Origin of the sequence: Krasilnikovia cinnamomea (genome assembly GCF_004217545.1) — a bacterium.
Lineage (GTDB): Bacteria > Actinomycetota > Actinomycetes > Mycobacteriales > Micromonosporaceae > Actinoplanes > Actinoplanes cinnamomeus.
This window is the reverse complement of the sequence record NZ_SHKY01000001.1, coordinates 2,769,670-2,786,755: the sequence shown is the minus strand read 5'-3', so window position 1 is coordinate 2,786,755 and position 17,086 is coordinate 2,769,670. Positions and strand designations below refer to the sequence as shown.

Annotated in this window: 17 protein-coding genes and 1 tRNA gene; 14 read left to right on the top strand and 4 right to left on the bottom strand. The window is 70.5% G+C overall.

The genetic code is table 11. From position 1 onward, the window contains the following. Nucleotides 1-9 precede the first annotated feature (9 nt). Together EV385_RS12520 and EV385_RS12515 are read right to left on the bottom strand one after the other, a co-directional pair. Entirely contained in the window at nt 10-582 is a 573-nt protein-coding gene (locus EV385_RS12520) for a DinB family protein (RefSeq protein ID WP_130509628.1), read from the bottom strand. A gap of 40 nt (nt 583-622) precedes the next feature. Next, a complete protein-coding gene (locus EV385_RS12515; protein ID WP_423203042.1) occupies nt 623-1,663 on the bottom strand; it encodes a prephenate dehydrogenase in 1,041 nt (346 codons plus the stop codon). A 153-nt stretch (nt 1,664-1,816) separates the two neighbouring features. Between EV385_RS12515 and EV385_RS12510 the strand changes: the two genes are divergently transcribed. Continuing rightward, nucleotides 1,817-2,911: an outer membrane protein assembly factor BamB family protein gene (locus EV385_RS12510; protein ID WP_242624847.1), complete on the top strand. Its 1,095-nt coding sequence runs from the start codon at nt 1,817-1,819 to the stop codon at nt 2,909-2,911. A 72-nt stretch (nt 2,912-2,983) separates the two neighbouring features. Here the strand turns inward: EV385_RS12510 and EV385_RS12505 are convergent, their stop codons facing one another. Continuing rightward, entirely contained in the window at nt 2,984-3,754 is a 771-nt protein-coding gene (locus EV385_RS12505) for a M23 family metallopeptidase (RefSeq protein ID WP_130509626.1), read from the bottom strand. A gap of 87 nt (nt 3,755-3,841) precedes the next feature. Between EV385_RS12505 and EV385_RS12500 the strand changes: the two genes are divergently transcribed. The 4 genes from EV385_RS12500 to EV385_RS12490 all read left to right on the top strand — a co-directional run bounded on the left by EV385_RS12500 (nt 3,842) and on the right by EV385_RS12490 (nt 5,664). Continuing rightward, entirely contained in the window at nt 3,842-4,210 is a 369-nt protein-coding gene (locus EV385_RS12500) for a hypothetical protein (protein WP_130509625.1), read from the top strand. A 101-nt stretch (nt 4,211-4,311) separates the two neighbouring features. Then, the gene (locus EV385_RS33855) at nt 4,312-4,479 is read left to right on the top strand and encodes a hypothetical protein (RefSeq protein WP_165449454.1); all 168 of its coding nucleotides are present in this window, start codon (nt 4,312-4,314) and stop codon (nt 4,477-4,479) included. An 89-nt stretch (nt 4,480-4,568) separates the two neighbouring features. Further along, nucleotides 4,569-5,090: a tRNA adenosine deaminase-associated protein gene (locus EV385_RS12495; RefSeq protein WP_130509624.1), complete on the top strand. Its 522-nt coding sequence runs from the start codon at nt 4,569-4,571 to the stop codon at nt 5,088-5,090. A 118-nt stretch (nt 5,091-5,208) separates the two neighbouring features. Then, nucleotides 5,209-5,664: a nucleoside deaminase gene (locus tag EV385_RS12490; RefSeq protein ID WP_423203041.1), complete on the top strand. Its 456-nt coding sequence runs from the start codon at nt 5,209-5,211 to the stop codon at nt 5,662-5,664. 108 nt (nt 5,665-5,772) lie between these two features. Here EV385_RS12490 and deoD read toward each other — a convergent pair whose 3' ends face one another. Next, nucleotides 5,773-6,489, bottom strand: a complete 717-nt coding sequence (gene deoD / locus EV385_RS12485) for a purine-nucleoside phosphorylase (protein WP_130509622.1) — start codon at nt 6,487-6,489, stop codon at nt 5,773-5,775. A 120-nt stretch (nt 6,490-6,609) separates the two neighbouring features. On the opposite strand from deoD, the gene EV385_RS12480 reads away from it, so the two are divergent. From EV385_RS12480 to EV385_RS12440, 9 genes are all read left to right on the top strand, one after another. Then, nucleotides 6,610-6,699: transfer RNA gene (locus EV385_RS12480), tRNA-Ser, on the top strand. Nucleotides 6,700-6,921: 222 nt separating this feature from the next. Next, nucleotides 6,922-10,125, top strand: coding sequence for a TIM-barrel domain-containing protein (locus tag EV385_RS12475; RefSeq protein WP_130509621.1), 3,204 nt, complete (start codon nt 6,922-6,924; stop codon nt 10,123-10,125). Nucleotides 10,126-10,175: 50 nt separating this feature from the next. After that, nucleotides 10,176-10,526: a putative quinol monooxygenase gene (locus tag EV385_RS12470; RefSeq protein WP_130509620.1), complete on the top strand. Its 351-nt coding sequence runs from the start codon at nt 10,176-10,178 to the stop codon at nt 10,524-10,526. 195 nt (nt 10,527-10,721) lie between these two features. Further along, nucleotides 10,722-13,100, top strand: coding sequence for a right-handed parallel beta-helix repeat-containing protein (locus EV385_RS12465; protein WP_130509619.1), 2,379 nt, complete (start codon nt 10,722-10,724; stop codon nt 13,098-13,100). A 460-nt stretch (nt 13,101-13,560) separates the two neighbouring features. Then, nucleotides 13,561-13,770, top strand: a complete 210-nt coding sequence (locus EV385_RS12460) for a hypothetical protein (RefSeq protein WP_130509618.1) — start codon at nt 13,561-13,563, stop codon at nt 13,768-13,770. Between the two features lie 133 nt (nt 13,771-13,903). After that, a complete protein-coding gene (locus EV385_RS12455) occupies nt 13,904-14,344 on the top strand; it encodes a DUF6886 family protein (RefSeq protein WP_207229815.1) in 441 nt (146 codons plus the stop codon). A 37-nt stretch (nt 14,345-14,381) separates the two neighbouring features. Further along, on the top strand, nt 14,382-14,723 hold the full coding sequence (locus EV385_RS12450) for an STAS domain-containing protein (protein ID WP_130509617.1): 342 nt from the start codon (nt 14,382-14,384) through the stop codon (nt 14,721-14,723). A 119-nt stretch (nt 14,724-14,842) separates the two neighbouring features. Continuing rightward, nucleotides 14,843-16,192: an acyltransferase family protein gene (locus EV385_RS12445; RefSeq protein WP_165449453.1), complete on the top strand. Its 1,350-nt coding sequence runs from the start codon at nt 14,843-14,845 to the stop codon at nt 16,190-16,192. Nucleotides 16,193-16,280: 88 nt separating this feature from the next. Then, on the top strand, nt 16,281-17,051 hold the full coding sequence (locus EV385_RS12440; protein WP_165449452.1) for a DUF2786 domain-containing protein: 771 nt from the start codon (nt 16,281-16,283) through the stop codon (nt 17,049-17,051). Nucleotides 17,052-17,086: the final 35 nt, after the last annotated feature.

The window sequence follows — 17,086 nt, the reverse complement described above, 5'->3', positions numbered from 1 at the left end:
CGCGCGTTCCTATGAGGCTGGTTTCCAGGGTTTGAGCCAGCTCGTCTCGGGCCAGCCCTCGGCCGCCGCCATCAGCGGGTACGCGGTGGCCCCGTCGATGCTCTCCCGCACGATGTCCGCGTGCCCGGCGTGCCGGGCGGTCTCCTGGATGAGGTGCAGCAGCACCCAGCGCAGGGAGAATTCGTCAAGATCCGGGCGGTTCCACGGCACGGAACGGTCGACCGGGACGGAGTAGCTCAGATCCCCGAGCTCGCGGACCGTCTCCTCGGTGTGCTCGGCGGCGCGGTCGTAGCGGGCGAACACGTCGTCTATCGTCTCGCCGTCGGCGAGCTTGAAGTCGTCCGCGTACTTCTGGAAGTCGATCGGGCGCGACTCCTTGCGGATCGTGGCGATCCAGTTCTCCTCGGTGGAGGCGCAGTGTTTGACCAGGCCGCCGACGCTCAGTGTGCTCGCGGACGGGGTGGCCCGCAGCTGCTCGTCGGTGAGGCCGTACGCGGTGAGTTTCAGGACGTAGCGCATCTGGGTGAGATAGGCGAGCAGGCCCTCCTGCTCGGTGGCGATCGGACCGACCTGACCGGGCATGTGCTGACTCCTTCGTCTCGGTCCTGCGACGCCGCTCAGCCTATGGCCGACCACCGACAGTTTCGGGTCGCACGGCCCGCAACACCCGGCGCTCGTCGTCCACCCCGGTCACCCAGCCGCCGGCGCGGCCCAGCTCCAGCAGGGCGTCGGCGTGCCAGGGCACCTCGACCACCGTGCCCGCGACCACCGGCCAGGCCGCGCGCGCCAAACTGGCCGGGGCCAGCAGTGGACGCAGCGCCGCGACCGGGTCCGGTCCGTCGAGCGCGGCGCGCAGCTCACCCAGCGTCTTCAGGACGCCGTCGAGCGCGGGGCCGACCGCCGCGGCGTTGCCCCCGCACATGGCCGCGATGAGTTCCGGCCGGGTGGCGGCGACCCGGGTGCCGTCCCGGAACGAACCGGCGGCCAGCGCGGCGGCCAGCGGGTCGCCCGCGACCGCGGTGGTCAGCGCGGCGGCCAGCAGATGCGGGACGTGGCTGGCGGCGGCGACCGCACGGTCGTGCTCGGCGGCCGTGGCCGGCACGGCGCGGGCGCCCAGCGCGGTGACCAGCCGGGCCATCGCCAGCCACCCGGGCAGGGCGGTCTCTCCCGGCTCCAGGCAGAGCACCCAGGCGCAGCCGGTGAACAGGCCCGGGTCGGCCGCGGCGAAGCCGGAGGTCTCCTTGCCGGCCATCGGATGCCCACCGACGTACGCGGCGGCCGGTAGGTGCTGCCGGACCAGGTCGCGGACCGGGCCCTTGACCGAGGTGACGTCCGTGACCAGACCCTCGTAACCGGCCAGCTCGGTCAGGACGGGGGACAGGGCGGGCAGTGGCACGGCGAGCGCCACCAGCTCGGCGTGCGCGACCGCGTCCCGCAGCCGGCCGGCCACCTGCCACCGGGCCTGCGGCGCGGCCTGCGCCGCGGCGGTACGAGCCGTGCCCCGGGTCGCCGGGTCGGCGTCGAAGCCGATGATCCGGTGCCCGGCCGTGGCCAGTGCCTGCGCCAGCGAGCCACCGATGAGCCCCAGCCCGATCACCGCGACGTCCACGCGGGTGACTCTCCCACACCGGGCAGCGGGTGGGCCGTACGGACAGGGGTGCATCCGCCGAACTCAGCGAAGGATTAATCCGTTTCGTCACCACATGACGCTAATTCATCCAAACGCTCCTTTAGGAAATATTCATCTTGTTACGTTGATGTTGTGACTTACAGGGACAAATTTCTCAAAAGGATCGCCGGGGTCGCGGTTCTAGGTGTGGTCCTCGCGGTCGCGCCGACCCCGGCTGAGGCGATCTCCTCCAACTCGCAGCCCGTACCCAGCTTCAACGGGACCGTCTGGGCGCTGGCCTACTCGGGCAGCACGCTGTACGTCGGTGGGGACTTCACCGCCGCGGTCGTCAGGGGCAAGACGATCAAGCGGAACAAGCTGGCCGCCGTCAACGCGACCACCGGAGCCCTGCTGTCCTGGGCGCCCTCGGCCAACGGCCGCGTCAAGGCCATCGCCGTGAGCGGGTCCAGCGTGTACGTCGCCGGCAACTTCAGCGCGATCAGCGGGCAGAAACGGGACAGCCTCGCCCGGATCGACGGGTCCAGCGGCGCCGTGTCGTCCACCTTCAAACACAGCATCAGTGGCTCCCCGTACGCGGCGGCCGCCGCCAACGGCAGGCTCTACCTCGGTGGCACGTTCAGCGCGATCGACGGGCAGCCGCGTGGGCGGCTGGCCGCCTTCAACCTCAGCACCGGCGCCCTCGACGGCGCCTGGCGGCCCAGCGCCGACGACCAGGTCGAGGCGATCACCGCCGCCGGCACCAGGGTGTACGTGGGTGGTCGCTTCCACCGGGTGAACGGCGCCTCCGGGTACGACCGACTGGTCGCCCTCGACCCGTCCCGCGGGAGCATCGTGACCGGGTTCAAGCCACGCCCCTCGGTCATCACGTACGGCATCACGGTCACCTCCGCCGGGGTCTTCAGCGCGCACGGCGGGCGGGGCGGGACGGTCAACGCGTACACGACGAGCGGTTCGAAGCGCTGGACCGCCACCTTCGACGGCGATGGGCAGGCTGTGGTGGCCCTCGGCGGTGCGATCTACGTCGGCGGCCATTTCGACCACGCATGCCGCACCTCGCGCACCGGATCGCAGGGGACCTGCCTCGACGGCGCGGTGGACCGGGTCAAGCTCGCGGCGCTCTCGCCGTCCGATGGTCGCCTGTTGGGCTGGACCGCGAACCTCAACGGCATCGAGGGAGTGCTCACGATGGCCGGCAGCGCCGGCCTCGGCAGGCTGGCCGCGGGCGGCACCTTCACCACGGTCAACGGCGCGAACCAGAAGCGCCTGGCCCAGTTCGGCTGAGTCGGCCGCAGGCCGCTCGCAGGCATTACCGGAGCGGGGCCGCATCCCGGGCGAGGATGCGGCCCCCACACGTCAGGCCTTGCAGTGGTGCTTCTTGTTCCACGCCGCGACCGCGGCGACCGGGCTCTTCTGGCCCTTCTTGCGCCACGAGGTGAGGTAGGTGGCGGGCCAGACCACCCCGCGCCGGACCTTCCAGTCGCCCGACTTCGCGCACGGCGGCGAGATGCCGTAGTGCAGGTGGCAGACCCCGCTGGAGTTGCCGGTCTTGCCGACCTTGCCGAGCTCCTGGCCCGCCTTCACGCGCGCCCCCTTGCGGATGCCCGGCAGCACCTTGCTCAGGTGCGAGCCGTAGTAACGCACACCGTCGTCGCCCTTGATGGACACGAACAGGCCGCCGTTGTAGGGGCCGTCGGGCGAGCCCTTCCTGAACCGGTCCTTGAGGCTGATCTCCAGGACGACGCCGCTGGTCGTGGCGACGAACGGCTTCCCGCAGGCGGCGAAGATGTCCGTCGCCGGGTACTTCGCATGGGTCTTGTGGAACGCCACGTTGGACGCCTTGACCGGGAAGACGTACCGCACCTTCGCCGTCGTGGTCGCCGTCGTGGTCGCCGTCGTGGTCGCCGTCGGCTTGGGGGTTGCCGAGGGTGTCGTCGACGGGCTCGCGGCGGTCACCGGCAGCGTGACCTCGGCCGCGGCGGGAACCGCCTCGGCAGCCGGCGTCGTCGCGGCGGTCGACGGCTCGACGAACGCGGGGGTCGCGGCGGCTGACCCGCCGGCCCCGCCAGAGCCACATCCAGCGAGTGACAACACGGTGACCAGGAGAAATGTACGGCGTACAAGCATCGCGCCATCCTGACAGAGATCCACTGGCCGCGCTGACCCGTCAGCGCTGGATAGGCTGGCGGAAGTACCGGAGAGGAGGAGGCGGATATGGCCGAACGGCAGGGGTCCTGGCCGGGGTCGGCCGTGCCGCAGCCCTCCGGGCTCTTCCCGGGACTGCCCCGGCGGCCGGTCTACCGGGAGCCGCATCCGGTCGCCGCCGCACCGGTGCTGGCCGGGATCGGCGCGACCGTGCTGTGGTTCGTACTGTTCGGCAGCGTCGGCCGTGACCTGGCCAGCTACGCCTGGTGGACCGTGCTGGCCGCGCTCTCGGCCTGGGCCGTCTCGGCCGCGCTGGCCGTCCTCGGTGACCGGGGCGTGGCCGTCGGCGTCGCCGTGACCAGCGGGTTCGGGTTGTCCATCGCATCGACATTCGTCGCGGTCAGGTGGATCGCCACGAGTGACTGGCCGATGTGGTGAGGCTCGCACCGATCGCGTCCGAGCTGACCGGACGTGCACCCATTGTGGCTCTGCGTACTTGGCCTTGACGAAACCTCCCCACGGTCGGCAACCTCGGCTTCATGGCCCACGTACCGCAGCGGCTCGACCCGGATCGTCGCCGTCGTCGGCTCGAACTGCTGGCCGCTCTCGCGGACGCCAAGTCGGTCCGCGAGAGCGCCCGGCCGGAGCGTCTGCAGGGGGCGCGACTGCGCGAGCTGATCGCCGTCCGCCGCCGCCTCACGAACTGAGTTGTTCACCACTCGGGGCGTGGCGCCGTTGCCGCGCCGCCGTTGCCGCTACCGTCAGGCGCTGAAGACGAAGTCGCGTGGGGGGAAACGTGTCGACTTTTGCTGCCGCCGTCGCCCGGGGCAAGAACGGTTGGACGGCGTCGGAGCTGGAACTGTCCGGCCTCGCCGACATCGACGAGGTGGCGGACCGCCTGCGTGACGTCGAACCAGACGCCGCGCTGTCGCTGCTGTTCGTCGAGGCCGACGACGAGTACCTGGTGATCCTGCGCCTCGACGAGGGCGAGGATCTACGGGTGTTCGGGTCCGATTCGGCCTTCGCCGAGGAGTCCCGGGTCGGGGCCCTGCTGCTCGGCGACATCGAGGCTCCGGCCCTGGAGATCGACGAGCTGGCCGCGCCGGCCTCGAGCGACGACGAGGACGGCGACAAGCCCGCCGTCGACCCCGACGCGGACCCGGTGGGCGACGCGGAGCTCATCGCCGATCTGGGCATCACGGCGCACAAGCTGCTGTCCCTGTGCGGTCTGGAGGGCATGCTGCCGTCCGACGTGACCGCCGAGATCTGCCAGCGGCTGGGCTGCGGCGACGAGGTCGAGGAACTGCGCGAGGCGTGAGCGCACGCGCGGCGGCGCAGCGTGAGCGGGCGCAGCGAGGGCACGTGCGGTGGCGCAGCGTGAGCGTGGGCCAGGAGCGCACGCGGGGCGGGAGCCAGTGGGCGCGGAGCGGCGCGGCGTGAGTCTCGGGGTGCGGCCGGAGCACGAGTTGTGGATGCGCCGCGCCTTGGACGTGGCCGCGACGTCGCCCGCGGACGTCCCCGTCGGCGCGGTGGTCTACGACGCCCGTGGGCGGGAACTGGCCGCCGCCGGCAACGAGCGTGAGGCCACCGGCGACCCCACCGCGCACGCCGAGATCCTCGCGCTGCGCCGGGCGGCGGCCCGCAGCGGCGAGTGGCGACTGGACGGCTGCACCCTGGTGGTCACGCTGGAGCCGTGCACGATGTGTGCGGGCGCGCTCGTCCTGGCCCGGGTGTCCACGCTGGTCTTCGGCGCCTGGGAGCCGAAGACCGGCGCGGTGGGCTCACTCTGGGACGTGGTTCGCGACCGCCGCCTCAACCACCGCCCAGACGTGTACGCCGGAGTTCTGGAACAGGAGTGCGCCGCCATGCTGCGCGGCTTCTTCCGCCCGTGACCCTGCCGACCGCTGGTGGCCGCTCCGGACCTTGAAGAGTTCGGGTCGGCTGTGAACCCGAACTCTTCACGTTGCCGAGCCCGCACCCGCCGGGCGGGCGGTGGCCGGTCAGGCGGCGCCGGCGATCGCGGTGTCCAGTCCGATCTGCACCATGTTGTCGAAGCCCTGCTCGCGTTCGGCCGGGGTCATCCGCTCCTCGCGCGTGATGTGGTCGCTGACCGTGAGGATGGTGAGGGCGCGCGCGCCGTACCGCGCCGCGGTCGTGTAGATCGCCGCGGACTCCATCTCCACCGCCAGCACGCCGTAGTCCGCGAGCCGGCCGTAGAGGTCGGGGCGGTCCGAGTAGAACGCGTCGGCCGCCAGGATCGGGCCCACCCGCATCGGCACTCCCCGGCCCTCGGCCACCTCCGCGGCCGTGCGCAGCAGCCCGAAGTCCGCGACGGGGGCGTAGTCGATCAGCCCGTCGAACCGGACCCGGTTCATGTTCGAGTCCGTGGCCGAGCCGATCGCGGCGACGACGTCGCCGAGCTTCAGGCTGTCGATGATCGCCCCGCACGACCCGATGCGGATCACGGAGCGGACCCCGTACTCATTGATCAGCTCGTGGGTGTAGATCGACGCCGACGGCATCCCCATGCCGGTGCCCTGCACCGACACGGGCACCCCCCGCCAGGTTCCGGTGTAGCCCAGCATCCCGCGAACCTGTGTGTAACAGACCGGGTCCTTCAGATAGGTCTCGGCGATCCACTTCGCCCGCATCGGGTCCCCGGGGAGCAGGACCCGCTCGACGATGTCGCCCGGCTGCGCGCCGATGTGCACACTCATGCCCCCGATCCTGCCAGGCGTGCTCACCCCGGACGGGGCTGGCCACCGGAACCATCGAGGTCAGGGCTCGCCGGGTAACCCGGCGGCAGAGCGGGTCAGGGGTCGGGTAACCTACTTCGCGGTGGTGTGTCCGAGCGGCCTAAGGAGCACGCCTCGAAAGCGTGTGAGGGTGCAAGCCCTCCAAGGGTTCAAATCCCTTCACCACCGCCAGCCAGCAGGGCGAGCGCCCGGCGACTCTGTGTGAGTCGCCGGGCGCTTCCGCGTCCGCTCCTTGTAGCCGGCCAACGGCATCCGCCATCGGCGAAACCCACGGTGTCCGTGTTAGTTCCTGAGGTGAATTAAGTGCGTTGACATTGATATACGTCAGTGGAAACGTGCGTCGGGAGTGACTGGCCGGTGCGGGGCCGCCCCGCGGCAGACTGGAGGAACTCGATGCGCGTTGGCGTCCTGTCCAGGCACTTCACCGCCGCCACAGCGGCCCTGACGGTTGCGGCCCTGCTTGGCGGTCCGGCGTCACCGACCCGGGCGACCGCCTCCACCAGCGCCTCCGTGGTGATCTCCGGACAGGCACGCTTCGAGGTGCTGTCCCCGACGCTGATCCGTACGGAGTATTCGGGCGACTCCCGCTTCGTCGACGCGACCACCTTCAACGTGGTGAACCGGCAGGCCACCCGGTGGCCACGCGTCAGCACCCGGACCGTCGACGACTGGCTGACCATCGAGACCGGTGCCGTCACGCTGCGGTACAAGGTCGGTTCCGGTCCGTTCGGTGCGGACAACCTGAGCGTCCGGCTCACGACCGGCAGGCAGACCGTGCAGGCCGCGCCCTGGGCGGACCACGCCCCGGCGGCCTGCGCCCCGGGCGCCCTGTGCGAGGCCGAGTCCGGCAGGCTGCAGAGTGTCGCCGTCGCCCGCGACCACGCCGGCTTCACCGGCTCCGGCTTCGCCGCGGGCTTCGAGGCGCCGGGCGACGCCGTGACCTTCACGGTGACCGTTCCCGAGGCCGGGACATACCAGTACGCCGCCCGGTACGCGAACTTCTTCGGCGCCGACGGGCAGAACACCACCCGGAGCCTCACCGTCGCCGTCGACGGCACCGCCGGCCCGCGGCTCGCCCTGCCCAGCACCGGGTCCTGGGACACGTGGGCGCTCGCCTCGGCGCCGGTCACGCTCGCCGCCGGCCGGCACGAGTTCGCGCTGCGGCGCGATCCGGCCGACTCCGGCCACGTCAACGTCGACAGCGTCGCCGTTCTGCGGCCCGGCCAGGCGTACCCGTCACCGGCCCCGCCGCAGGTCGTGCCGTGCGCGTTCGGCGCGCTGTGCGAGGCGGACGCCGGCGCGCTGGCGGGCGGAGCGAAGCTGGCCGCCGACCACAACGGCTACTCGGGCGACGGCTTCCTCGCCGGGCTGGAGCGGGCCGGGGCGTCGGACACGCTCACGGTGACGGGGGTTCCGGCGGCCGGCAGCTACCGGTTGCAGCTGCGCTACGCCAACGCCCGCGCCGGCCGGCAGCCGCTGCGGGCGCGCGACGTGACGGTCCAGGTCGGCGGCGCCGCGCCCGTGACCGCCACGCTGGCGCCGACCAGCGGCTGGGACTACTGGCGCACTGTGGCGGTACCCGTCGCGCTGGCCGCCGGTACCAACTCGGTGCGGCTGGGCTGCCCCACCGACGACAGCTGCAACGTCAATATCGACACCGTCGCCATCACCGCCTCCGACGCCCCGTTGCTCGCCCCGCACGCGCCGCTGGGGGGCTTTCGCCGTTCGCTCGACGGTGTCGACGGCTCCGCCGTCACCGCGCCGGGCATCCTCTACGCGGACGGCTGGTCGCTGCTCGACGACACCGCGTCGGCGCTGTTCGACCCGGGCACGCAGACCGTCACCCAGCGCAGCGCCCACCCCGGCGGCTACCAGGACGGGTACGTCTTCGCGTACGGCCAGGACCACGGCCGGGCGCTGCGCGAACTCGGCATGCTCACCGGCCCCACCGCGTTGCTGCCCCGGTGGGTGTACGGCGTGTGGTACTCCGAGTACTACGACCACAGCGCGGCCGATTTCCAGCAGACCATCGTGCCCCGGTTCCGCGCCGAGGGCGTACCCCTCGATGTCCTCGTGGTCGACACCGACTTCAAGGCCGGCGACAAGTGGAACGGCTGGGACATCGACCGGGCCAGATTCCCCGACCCGGCGGGCTTCCTCGACTGGGCGCACGCCGAGGGCCTGCACACCAGCCTGAACATCCATCCCAGCATCCGTGGCGGCGACCCCAGGTTCGCGGCCGCCCAGGCCAGGGCCAAGGGCAAGCTGCAGCGCACCGGCTGCAACAGCGGCCCGGACTGCTACGTGTTCGACTGGGGCGACCCGGACCAGCTTGCCGCCTACCTGGACCTGCACCGGTCCATGGCGCCGGCGGGCGTGGACTTCTGGTGGCTCGACTGGTGCTGTGACGCCAGCCGGTCCTCGCTGCCGGGCGTCACCCCCGACGCCTGGATCAACCTGAAGTACGCCACCGAGAGCGGCTTCGCGTTCTCCCGCGCGTACGGCTCCCTGCAGGCGGGTGGCTACAGCAACCCGACGGCCGTGCCGACCGGCCCGTGGGCCGACAAGCGCACCACCCTGCACTTCACCGGCGACACGATCTCGAACTGGGAAACCCTGGCGTACGAGGTGGGCTACACGCCCGGCGAGTCCGCCGCGACGGGCCTGGCGGCCGTGAGCCACGACATCGGCGGTCACACGTTCGGCCTGCAGGAGCCCGGCAGCGAGCCGGGCAGCACGAAACTGCCCGACGACCTGTACGCGCGCTGGGTCCAGTTCGGCACCTTCCAGCCCGTCGACCGGCTCCACTCCAACCACAGCGACCGCCTGCCCTGGCAGTACGGCCCGGCCGCGAAGGCCTCCGCCGTCAAGTTCCTGCGGCTGCGCGAGCAGCTGATGCCGTACACCTACAGCGCCGCCGCCGAGGCCAACCGGACCGGGCTGCCCATCACGCGGCCGATGTATCTCGCCTACCCCGACCAGCAGGAGGCGTACGCGACAGCCGGAGCGCAGTACCTGTACGGCGCGGACCTCCTGGTGGCACCCGCCACCGAGCCGGGGTCGAGCGCCAGCACGACGGTGTGGTTCCCGCCGGGCAGCACCTGGACGGACTACTTCACCGGCAGGACGTACCAGGGCGGGACGACCCAGCAGGTCACCACCACGCTGGACACGATGCCGGTGTTCATGCGTTCGGGCGGCATCGTGACGACCCGCACCGACGACGTGCGCGGCGACGAGAACAATCCGCTGCGCGCGGCGACCGTCACGGTGGCGGTGGGCGAGAACGGCCGGACCGCGCTGTACGAGGACGACGGGACCGACCACACGCGCCACGCCACGACGGAGCTGACCTATCGGGAGTCGGGCGGGCTGCACACCGTCCGGATCGGTCCGGTCCGGGGTCACCACGCCGGTCAGCCGAGCGTGCGGGAGTGGACGGTCGTGTTCACGGGCGCTACTTCGCCGCAGACCGTACGGGTGAACGGCCGGGTGCTGTCCCGGGCGGCCTGGTCGTACGCGGCGGACACGCGGTCGCTCACGCTGCGGATGGGCGCCCACCCGATGCACGAGCCGTTGACGGTCACCTACCGGTAGGCGACGGCTCCGACGACCTGCCGGTGCTTTCGGCCGCGTACAGTGCGACGGTGGGTGAACGGACCGTTGCGGGTGGATTCGGCCTGATCGTGCGCTTCCGGCTGCGGGATCAGGAGGCCGCGGAGCACTTCGACGCGCTGGTCGCGCGGACCCTGCCGGAGATCGCGCGGCACGAGCCGGGCACGCTCGCGTACGTGGTGCATTCCGTGCCGGACGAGCCCCTGCTGCGCGTCTTCTACGAGCTGTACGCCGACAGGGCCGCCTTCGATGCACACGAAAAGCAACCGCACACGCGACGCTTCCTCACCGAGCGTGAGGAACACCTGTGCGGGCTGGAGGTCACCTTCCTGCAGGCCGACCGAGGCTCGCTTCCCCTGCAGGCTCCTTACGGGCGCGCGTAGACACCATCCAGGTTAGGGTGGCCACCGGTCGGCTGAGCCGAGGCATATGCAACTGGTCACATTACGGTGCGTATTGAGCACTGATCAACGTTCAGTTACCCCCGGCCCTGTCCCTTCGGCGGAGGCGGCTCGGGTGGGGGACTCGTACGGTTGCACCCGATTCGCACCCCACCCGCAATCGTGACCGGAGCCTTGATGCGTCTGTTCCGCCCCGCCCGCGCAAGCCGTGCCGCAGCCGTGCTCGCCGCCACCGCGGCTCTGCCGACCGCCCTGACCGCGATGGCCGCCCCCGCCGTCGCGGCGGGTGCCGACGTCCCGGCCTACTCGCTGGCCTCGACCGTGAGCCCGGCGCCGCTGCGCGCCGAGGAGTGCACCGCCGACGCGACGTGCGTGCTCGCTCCGGCGCCCCGGGGCGGCGTGCTGGACGACTACGCGGCCCTGAAGCAGGCCGTGGACACCGCCGCCACCCGCGTGCGCGCGGCCGTCGTGGCGGCCGACGGCACGGTGGTCAACCCGGCGACCACCGCGACGGTGCTTCTGGCCCCCGGCACCTACCGCCTCACCAGCGGCCTGAAGCTGCCCCCGAACGTGAACCTGCGCGGCAGCGGCATCGCCACCACCACCCTGGTCATGGACCCGACGGTGAACTGGAAGAACTTCAGCTACGGCTTCCTGGTGCGGCACAACGACAAGAAGGAGGCCGGCAGCACGAACCTGGTCTCCGACCTGACCGTCAACGGCAACTGCCGTACCGGCGCGGGCGCACCCGAGCCGGCCGACCTGCCGGGCCGCCCGGGCCAGGCCTGCGACTTCAAGGCCCCGCTGGGCGCCAGCGACAACACCGGCGGAGGCATCTCGGCCGGTGACCGGTGGACCGTACGCCAGGTGCGTTTCACCAACTTCGAGTACTTCAAGCTGTGGGTCAACGGCACCACGGGCGTGCGCGTCGTCGACAACCGGTTCGACAACTGGGGCGGCGCGGAGTCCGATGGTGAGGACAACATCGGTGGCGGCGGCCGCAACGACGACACCGTGATCGAACGCAACCAGTTCGACGCGACCATCCGTGGCAACAGCTTCGACTTCACCAACGCGATCCGGACCACGGTGCGGGACAACATCGTGCACACGACCCCCGCGGTCGCGGCGGCCCGCAAAGAGAACGAGTACGGCAACATGTACTTCGAGGGTGTCGTGTCCCCCACGGCGACCGGCAACATCCTCGAGGGCGCGCACATCACGCTCACCTCGAACGCCAACTACGCGCACAGCGGGTCCAACAAGGACATCACCAACCCGCGCGACGCCGTCATCACCGGCAACCGCATCTCCGACTCGGCGACGGTCGGCGTCCTGGTCAAGTACGACGACTACAACGACGCCGACAACACCCCGGGCACCATCGGCGGCTGGAACGACAGCAGCACCGACCCGGCCGACCACGTCGTGCGGGTGGGCGGCAACAACGTCATCCGCGACAACGTCATCGAGCGGCCCGCCCTGTCGGGTGTCCTCGTCTTCGGCCTGGCCCGGGACAAGGACGCCGCGGACACCATCGTGGGCAACCGCATCGTCAACGCCGGCTTCGGTGGCGCCACGACCTACAACACCGGTGGCGGCTGGTACGACACCGCGGGCATCGGCCTCGGCGTCGGCCGCGGCGATTCCGTGTACGGCAACACGATCGTCGACGACCAGGACGTCCACACCACGTGGTACGGCCTGCAGCTCGGCCCGCGCAAGACGAACACCGCCAACGCGCCGACCAACACCGTGCTCACCGGCCCGGACGGCACCGGCAACACCACCGAAGGCATCATCGCGGCGCCGGTCCGTTTCGGTGCCCTCGCGCCCGAGGCGCCCGCCAACGCCACGGTCGGCCCGAACGGCCTGACCTGGGACGAGTCGTACGCGACCAGCAACCCGATCGCCGGCTACCGGGTGTACCGCGACGGCGCTCTGGTCGCGGACCTGCCGGTCGGCAGCGCGACCGTTCCGGGCAACCTGCTCGACGCGGACGCCGCGAGCCTGGAGAACCCGGCGGCGGGCCTGGCCGGCTGGACCGCCGGCAGCGCGTCGAAGGTGGCGCGTACGGACGTGGCGGGTGCCGTGGGTGGTGCGGCGCTGGCGCTGACCGCTACGGGTAACGGCCAGATCAGCGCGTACAGCCGGAAGCTGGCGGCCACGGCCGGCACCACGTACACGTCTGTCGCGTCTTTCCAGGCCGGCAGCGGCAGCGCCGGGCGCAAGGTCCGCGCGGGCCTGGCCTTCATCGACGGCGCCGGGAAGATCTCCCGCCTGGGCACCCAGAACATGCCCACGGTGGACCCGGCGACTGGCTGGCTGACCAGCTCCTACTCGGCCGCGGCGCCGGCCGGGACGGTGTGGGTCCAGTCGTTCCTCATGGTGGAGAACGCGGCCACCGGCGAGACACACCTGCTGGATCGTCTCGGCCTGGTGACCGGCACGGCCACCGAGCAGTGGACGGACCCGGCGGGAACCACCGGCCGCTACCAGGTCGTCGCCTACCGTGCCGACGGGGGCGAGAACTCGGCCGCCGTCACCATCGGCTGAGCGAGCTTTCCGACGGATTAATCCTGACGGAACGGACTCAAGAACGGCTCACGCCCGGCTCCGGAGACACGCAGATCTCCGGGGCCGGGTGTGCTTTTTGGGCGTGCTTTTGGGTGTGCCACGAGATTCGTCGTTGATCACGCTCTGTGCGAAAACTTCCGGGAGCCCGTGACCGCCGCGTTCGCGCCCAGTTGTCCTCACGAGGCCCGTCCGACATGATCAATTCGCTGATCAGGCGCCCTGCGCATGACGGCCCCGTTACGTCGCAACGGAGTCGATCTCCGCAACCTGCGGCGATTACTCAACGTGTTGATGAGTGAACCGCCCTGAGACGCGGCTCACGCGCAAGTCACACCGGCCAAAACCACCGGATCGGACAACCCATCTTCGACCGGGCAGCGAGGAAGTTTCATAAGTTCGCCTGGTCACACACGTCAATGTCTCCCCTAGGGTTGACCAGGTGAGAGTTGAGCAGCACTGGTGGAATGGCGACAGCCGGCTCGCACGCCGGGATGTCTACGTCCGCACCGACGGCGAAACCTGGGAGGTCGAGGCCCAGATGGGCGGCCCCTCCGGCAAGTCCAAGGTGCAGCAGTGTCCGGGACGGGCATCCGCCCTGATCCTGGCCGACGCGTGGCGTGGTCCGCGCTGGAAGTGGCGCCAGCTGTAAGGCGCCCGCAACCCAGGCTGCGCCGCAATGCTCCAACCTCCCGGCACAGCCGATCGTCATCGGGCCGGACCCCGTTCGGGGTCCGGCCCGATCGCATGTCCGGTGCCTCCGGGCCGGGTGCTAAAAGGAACGGATGCGTCCGGCACCAGGAGAGGTCCTGCACTTTTCTGAGGACCCGTCCATCACCCGCTTCGCGCCGCACGTCGCGGCGACCGCTCAGCAGCCGGATCCGTACGTTTGGGCGGTCGACGCCGAGCAGGCGCCGTCGTACTGGTTTCCGCGCGACTGCCCGCGCGTCATGGCCTGGCCACATCCCGGCACCAGCGCCGCGGACCACGAACTCATCCTCGGCCCGGGCGGCGGCGAACGCGTCCACGCCATCGAGTACGGCTGGCTGGCCCGCATGCAACAGGTCCGGTTGTACGCGTACCGGCTGCCCGCGGCCCCCTTCCGTCCTTTCGGGCAGCCGCGACCCCACGCCATGGTCGCGGTGGAGCTCGGATGCGCAATGCCATACCTCGACCGGAGGCGGGACGGACCGGCTGTGCGCCGATGCAATCCTGATTTCGCCTAGCCTCTGAATTCAGAGAACCGGGACGAAAGTGACTTTCATGCAGGCCACAGTGACCGATCATCGTTCTGACGTCGCCGTGCTGCGCCTGACCGGCGAGCTCGACGCCGACACCGCCCCCACCCTGCGCGCCAAGCTCACCGAGCTGCTCGAGCGGCCGGTTCCCCGCATCGTCGTCGACCTCACCGACCTCAAGTTCTGTGACTCCATCGGCTTGAGCGCGTTCATCGTCAGCAAGGAGGTGATCACCGCGCGCGGCGGCTGGATGAGCTTCGCCGGGGCGAACCCGTTCCTGGTCAGGCTCATGGAAACCGTGGGACTGAGCCGGTACTTCGCGATCTTCCCCGAGGTCGAGGACGCCATCGCGGCGGGCCAGCTCTAGGTCCGCTTCCGGCAACCAAACGGGCTCGAATCCAGCCCGGGCTGACCTGGCAAGGATGCTGCCTCGTCGCTAACCTCGGCAGGTCATCGACGAAGCCCCCGACCGAGGTCCATACCCCCGTGGCCCACACCGCCAGCCTAGATCCGGCCTTGTCGCCGCCCCGCGCCGCTTCACCGCATCGGCTCGCTTGGCTGGACGGCTTGCGGGCGGTCGCCGCGCTCCTCGTCGTCTACGCACATCTGAGCCGGTACCTCTTCCGCGACGTGCGGGCGGTCACCGGCGAGTGGCTGCACGCGGGCACCGCTGGCGTCATGCTCTTCTTTCTGGTCAGCGGCTACATCATCCCGGCCTCCCTGGAGCGGCACGGGAGTCTGCGATCGTTCTGGATCAGCCGAGCTTTTCGGCTCTTCCCGTTGTATCTGGTTGTTGCCTTCGCGGTCTGCGTCCTCGGGGAAAACGATTTGCTCCCCCTGGACGGCTACCTGTCGGATCACCCGTGGTCGGCGGCCATGGCGCACGCCACCATGCTGCCGGACCTGCTCGGGGTCCCACTCGTCACCGCGGTGTTCTGGACGTTGAGCTTCGAGATGGCTTTTTACCTCATCGTCAGCGCGCTTTTCGCGCTGCGGCTCCACACCGCGAACGGGGTTATCGCCGTAATCCTGGCGGTGCTGGCCGTGCTCAGTGCGCCGCTGACGCCGAGGCACATCTCGGCGACGCTGGGAGACCTGCTGACGATCGGTGTGGCCATCTGCCTGGCCGCCGGACTCGTAGGCGTCATGAGCATGCGCCGTTGGGCCGTTCTTGCCGGTGGCGTGGTGCTTGCTGGGATGGCCAGCCTTCTGCTGATTGCCAACCAAGAGCCCGCGCACGCCTGGGACGGACTGCTCATCGTGGCGGTCATGTTCGTCGGCACGACGCTGTACCGTGCGGACCAGGGCCAGACGAGTTGGTGGCGCGCAGGCACGGTCGCAGCCGTGGTTGCGGTGGCACTCCTGTCGAATTGGTTCTCGGAACTGCAATCGCTCGGTGCGCTTTCCTTCCGATACCAGGTGCGTTCCGTAGTCACGCTCCTGACCTTCTCCGGAATTTTCGCGGTAGGCATGCTAACCAGAAAGGCGAGAACCCCTCGTTTCCTGGTTCTTCTGGGCCTGATCAGTTATTCCATTTACCTCGTGCACTACGTACTCATCCAGGTGTTGAGTCCGATTCTCACCAACCTGGCCAGCCGGCTCTCTCCGGTGGCGCAGATTCCTGTGCTTGTTGCGTTTCTGGGCGTACTCATTGGGATATCCTGGGTTTCCTACCGGATCGTGGAAATTCCTGGTCAGCGGCTGGGGAGACTGGTTGATCGGTTGGTCGTCGATGGGGGCGAAATAGACATGCCGCCGACAGGTCACGTGGCTTCCCGAGCGTGGTCCCGGCTTGGCATGAGAAAGGCGACCAGAAGCGTGGGGGCCGATCGGTAAGCGCGCCGGGTCCGCCGCACACGACCGGCTGAGGCTGGGGTGGACGCGCCTGGGAGAGTGCGTACGTTGAGCCCCGAAGGAGTACCCCATGACCCCCCACGTGCCTGCCCCGGACGGACCGGATCCGGGAATGCTCGACAAGGTCCGCAAGCTGCTCGCCAAGGCCGAAGACGAGGCCTGCACCCCGGCGGAGGCGGAGGCGTTCACCGCCAAGGCGGCCGACCTGATCGCCAAGTACGGCATCGACCAGGCCCTGCTTGCCGACAGCGCGCCCGGCGTCGACGTGGTGGGGGACCGGGTGATCGAGATGGACGCCCCGTATGCCCGGGACAAGGCGGGCCTACTCGCCGGGATCGCACACGCCCTGCGCTGCAAGACGGTGCGCCGGACCCAGCACACCCCGGGTGACGGGAAGCGGATCTCGATGCACCTGTTCGGGTTCGGCGCCGATCTGGACCGGGTCGAACTGCTGTACACGTCGCTGCTCGTGCAGGCCGCACACGCGCTCGCCGCCGCGAGCGTGCCGTGGGGTGAGCACCCCGCCTCCTACCGCCGCTCCTGGTACGCGGGGTATGCCACGGCGATCCATCGTCGGCTGCAGGCGGCCGAGGCCCGCGCTCAGGTCGACGCCGAACACGCCCACATCAGCACACAGCACAGCGGCCGGTCGGTGGCCCTGGTGCTCGCGGACCGTGGTGCGCTGGTGGACCGGGCGCAGGCCGCCGCGTACCCGAAACTGGCCGCGGGGCGCGCCCGCCGGTTGTCCGGCTCGGGAGACCGGGATGGCTACGCGGCCGGGCAGCGCGCCGACCTGGGCGCCAACCGGATCGGGCGGTCCGGGCGGAAGGCGGTGTGGTGACAGGCCCGCGGCTGGCGGGGGAGACGGCCTGGAGA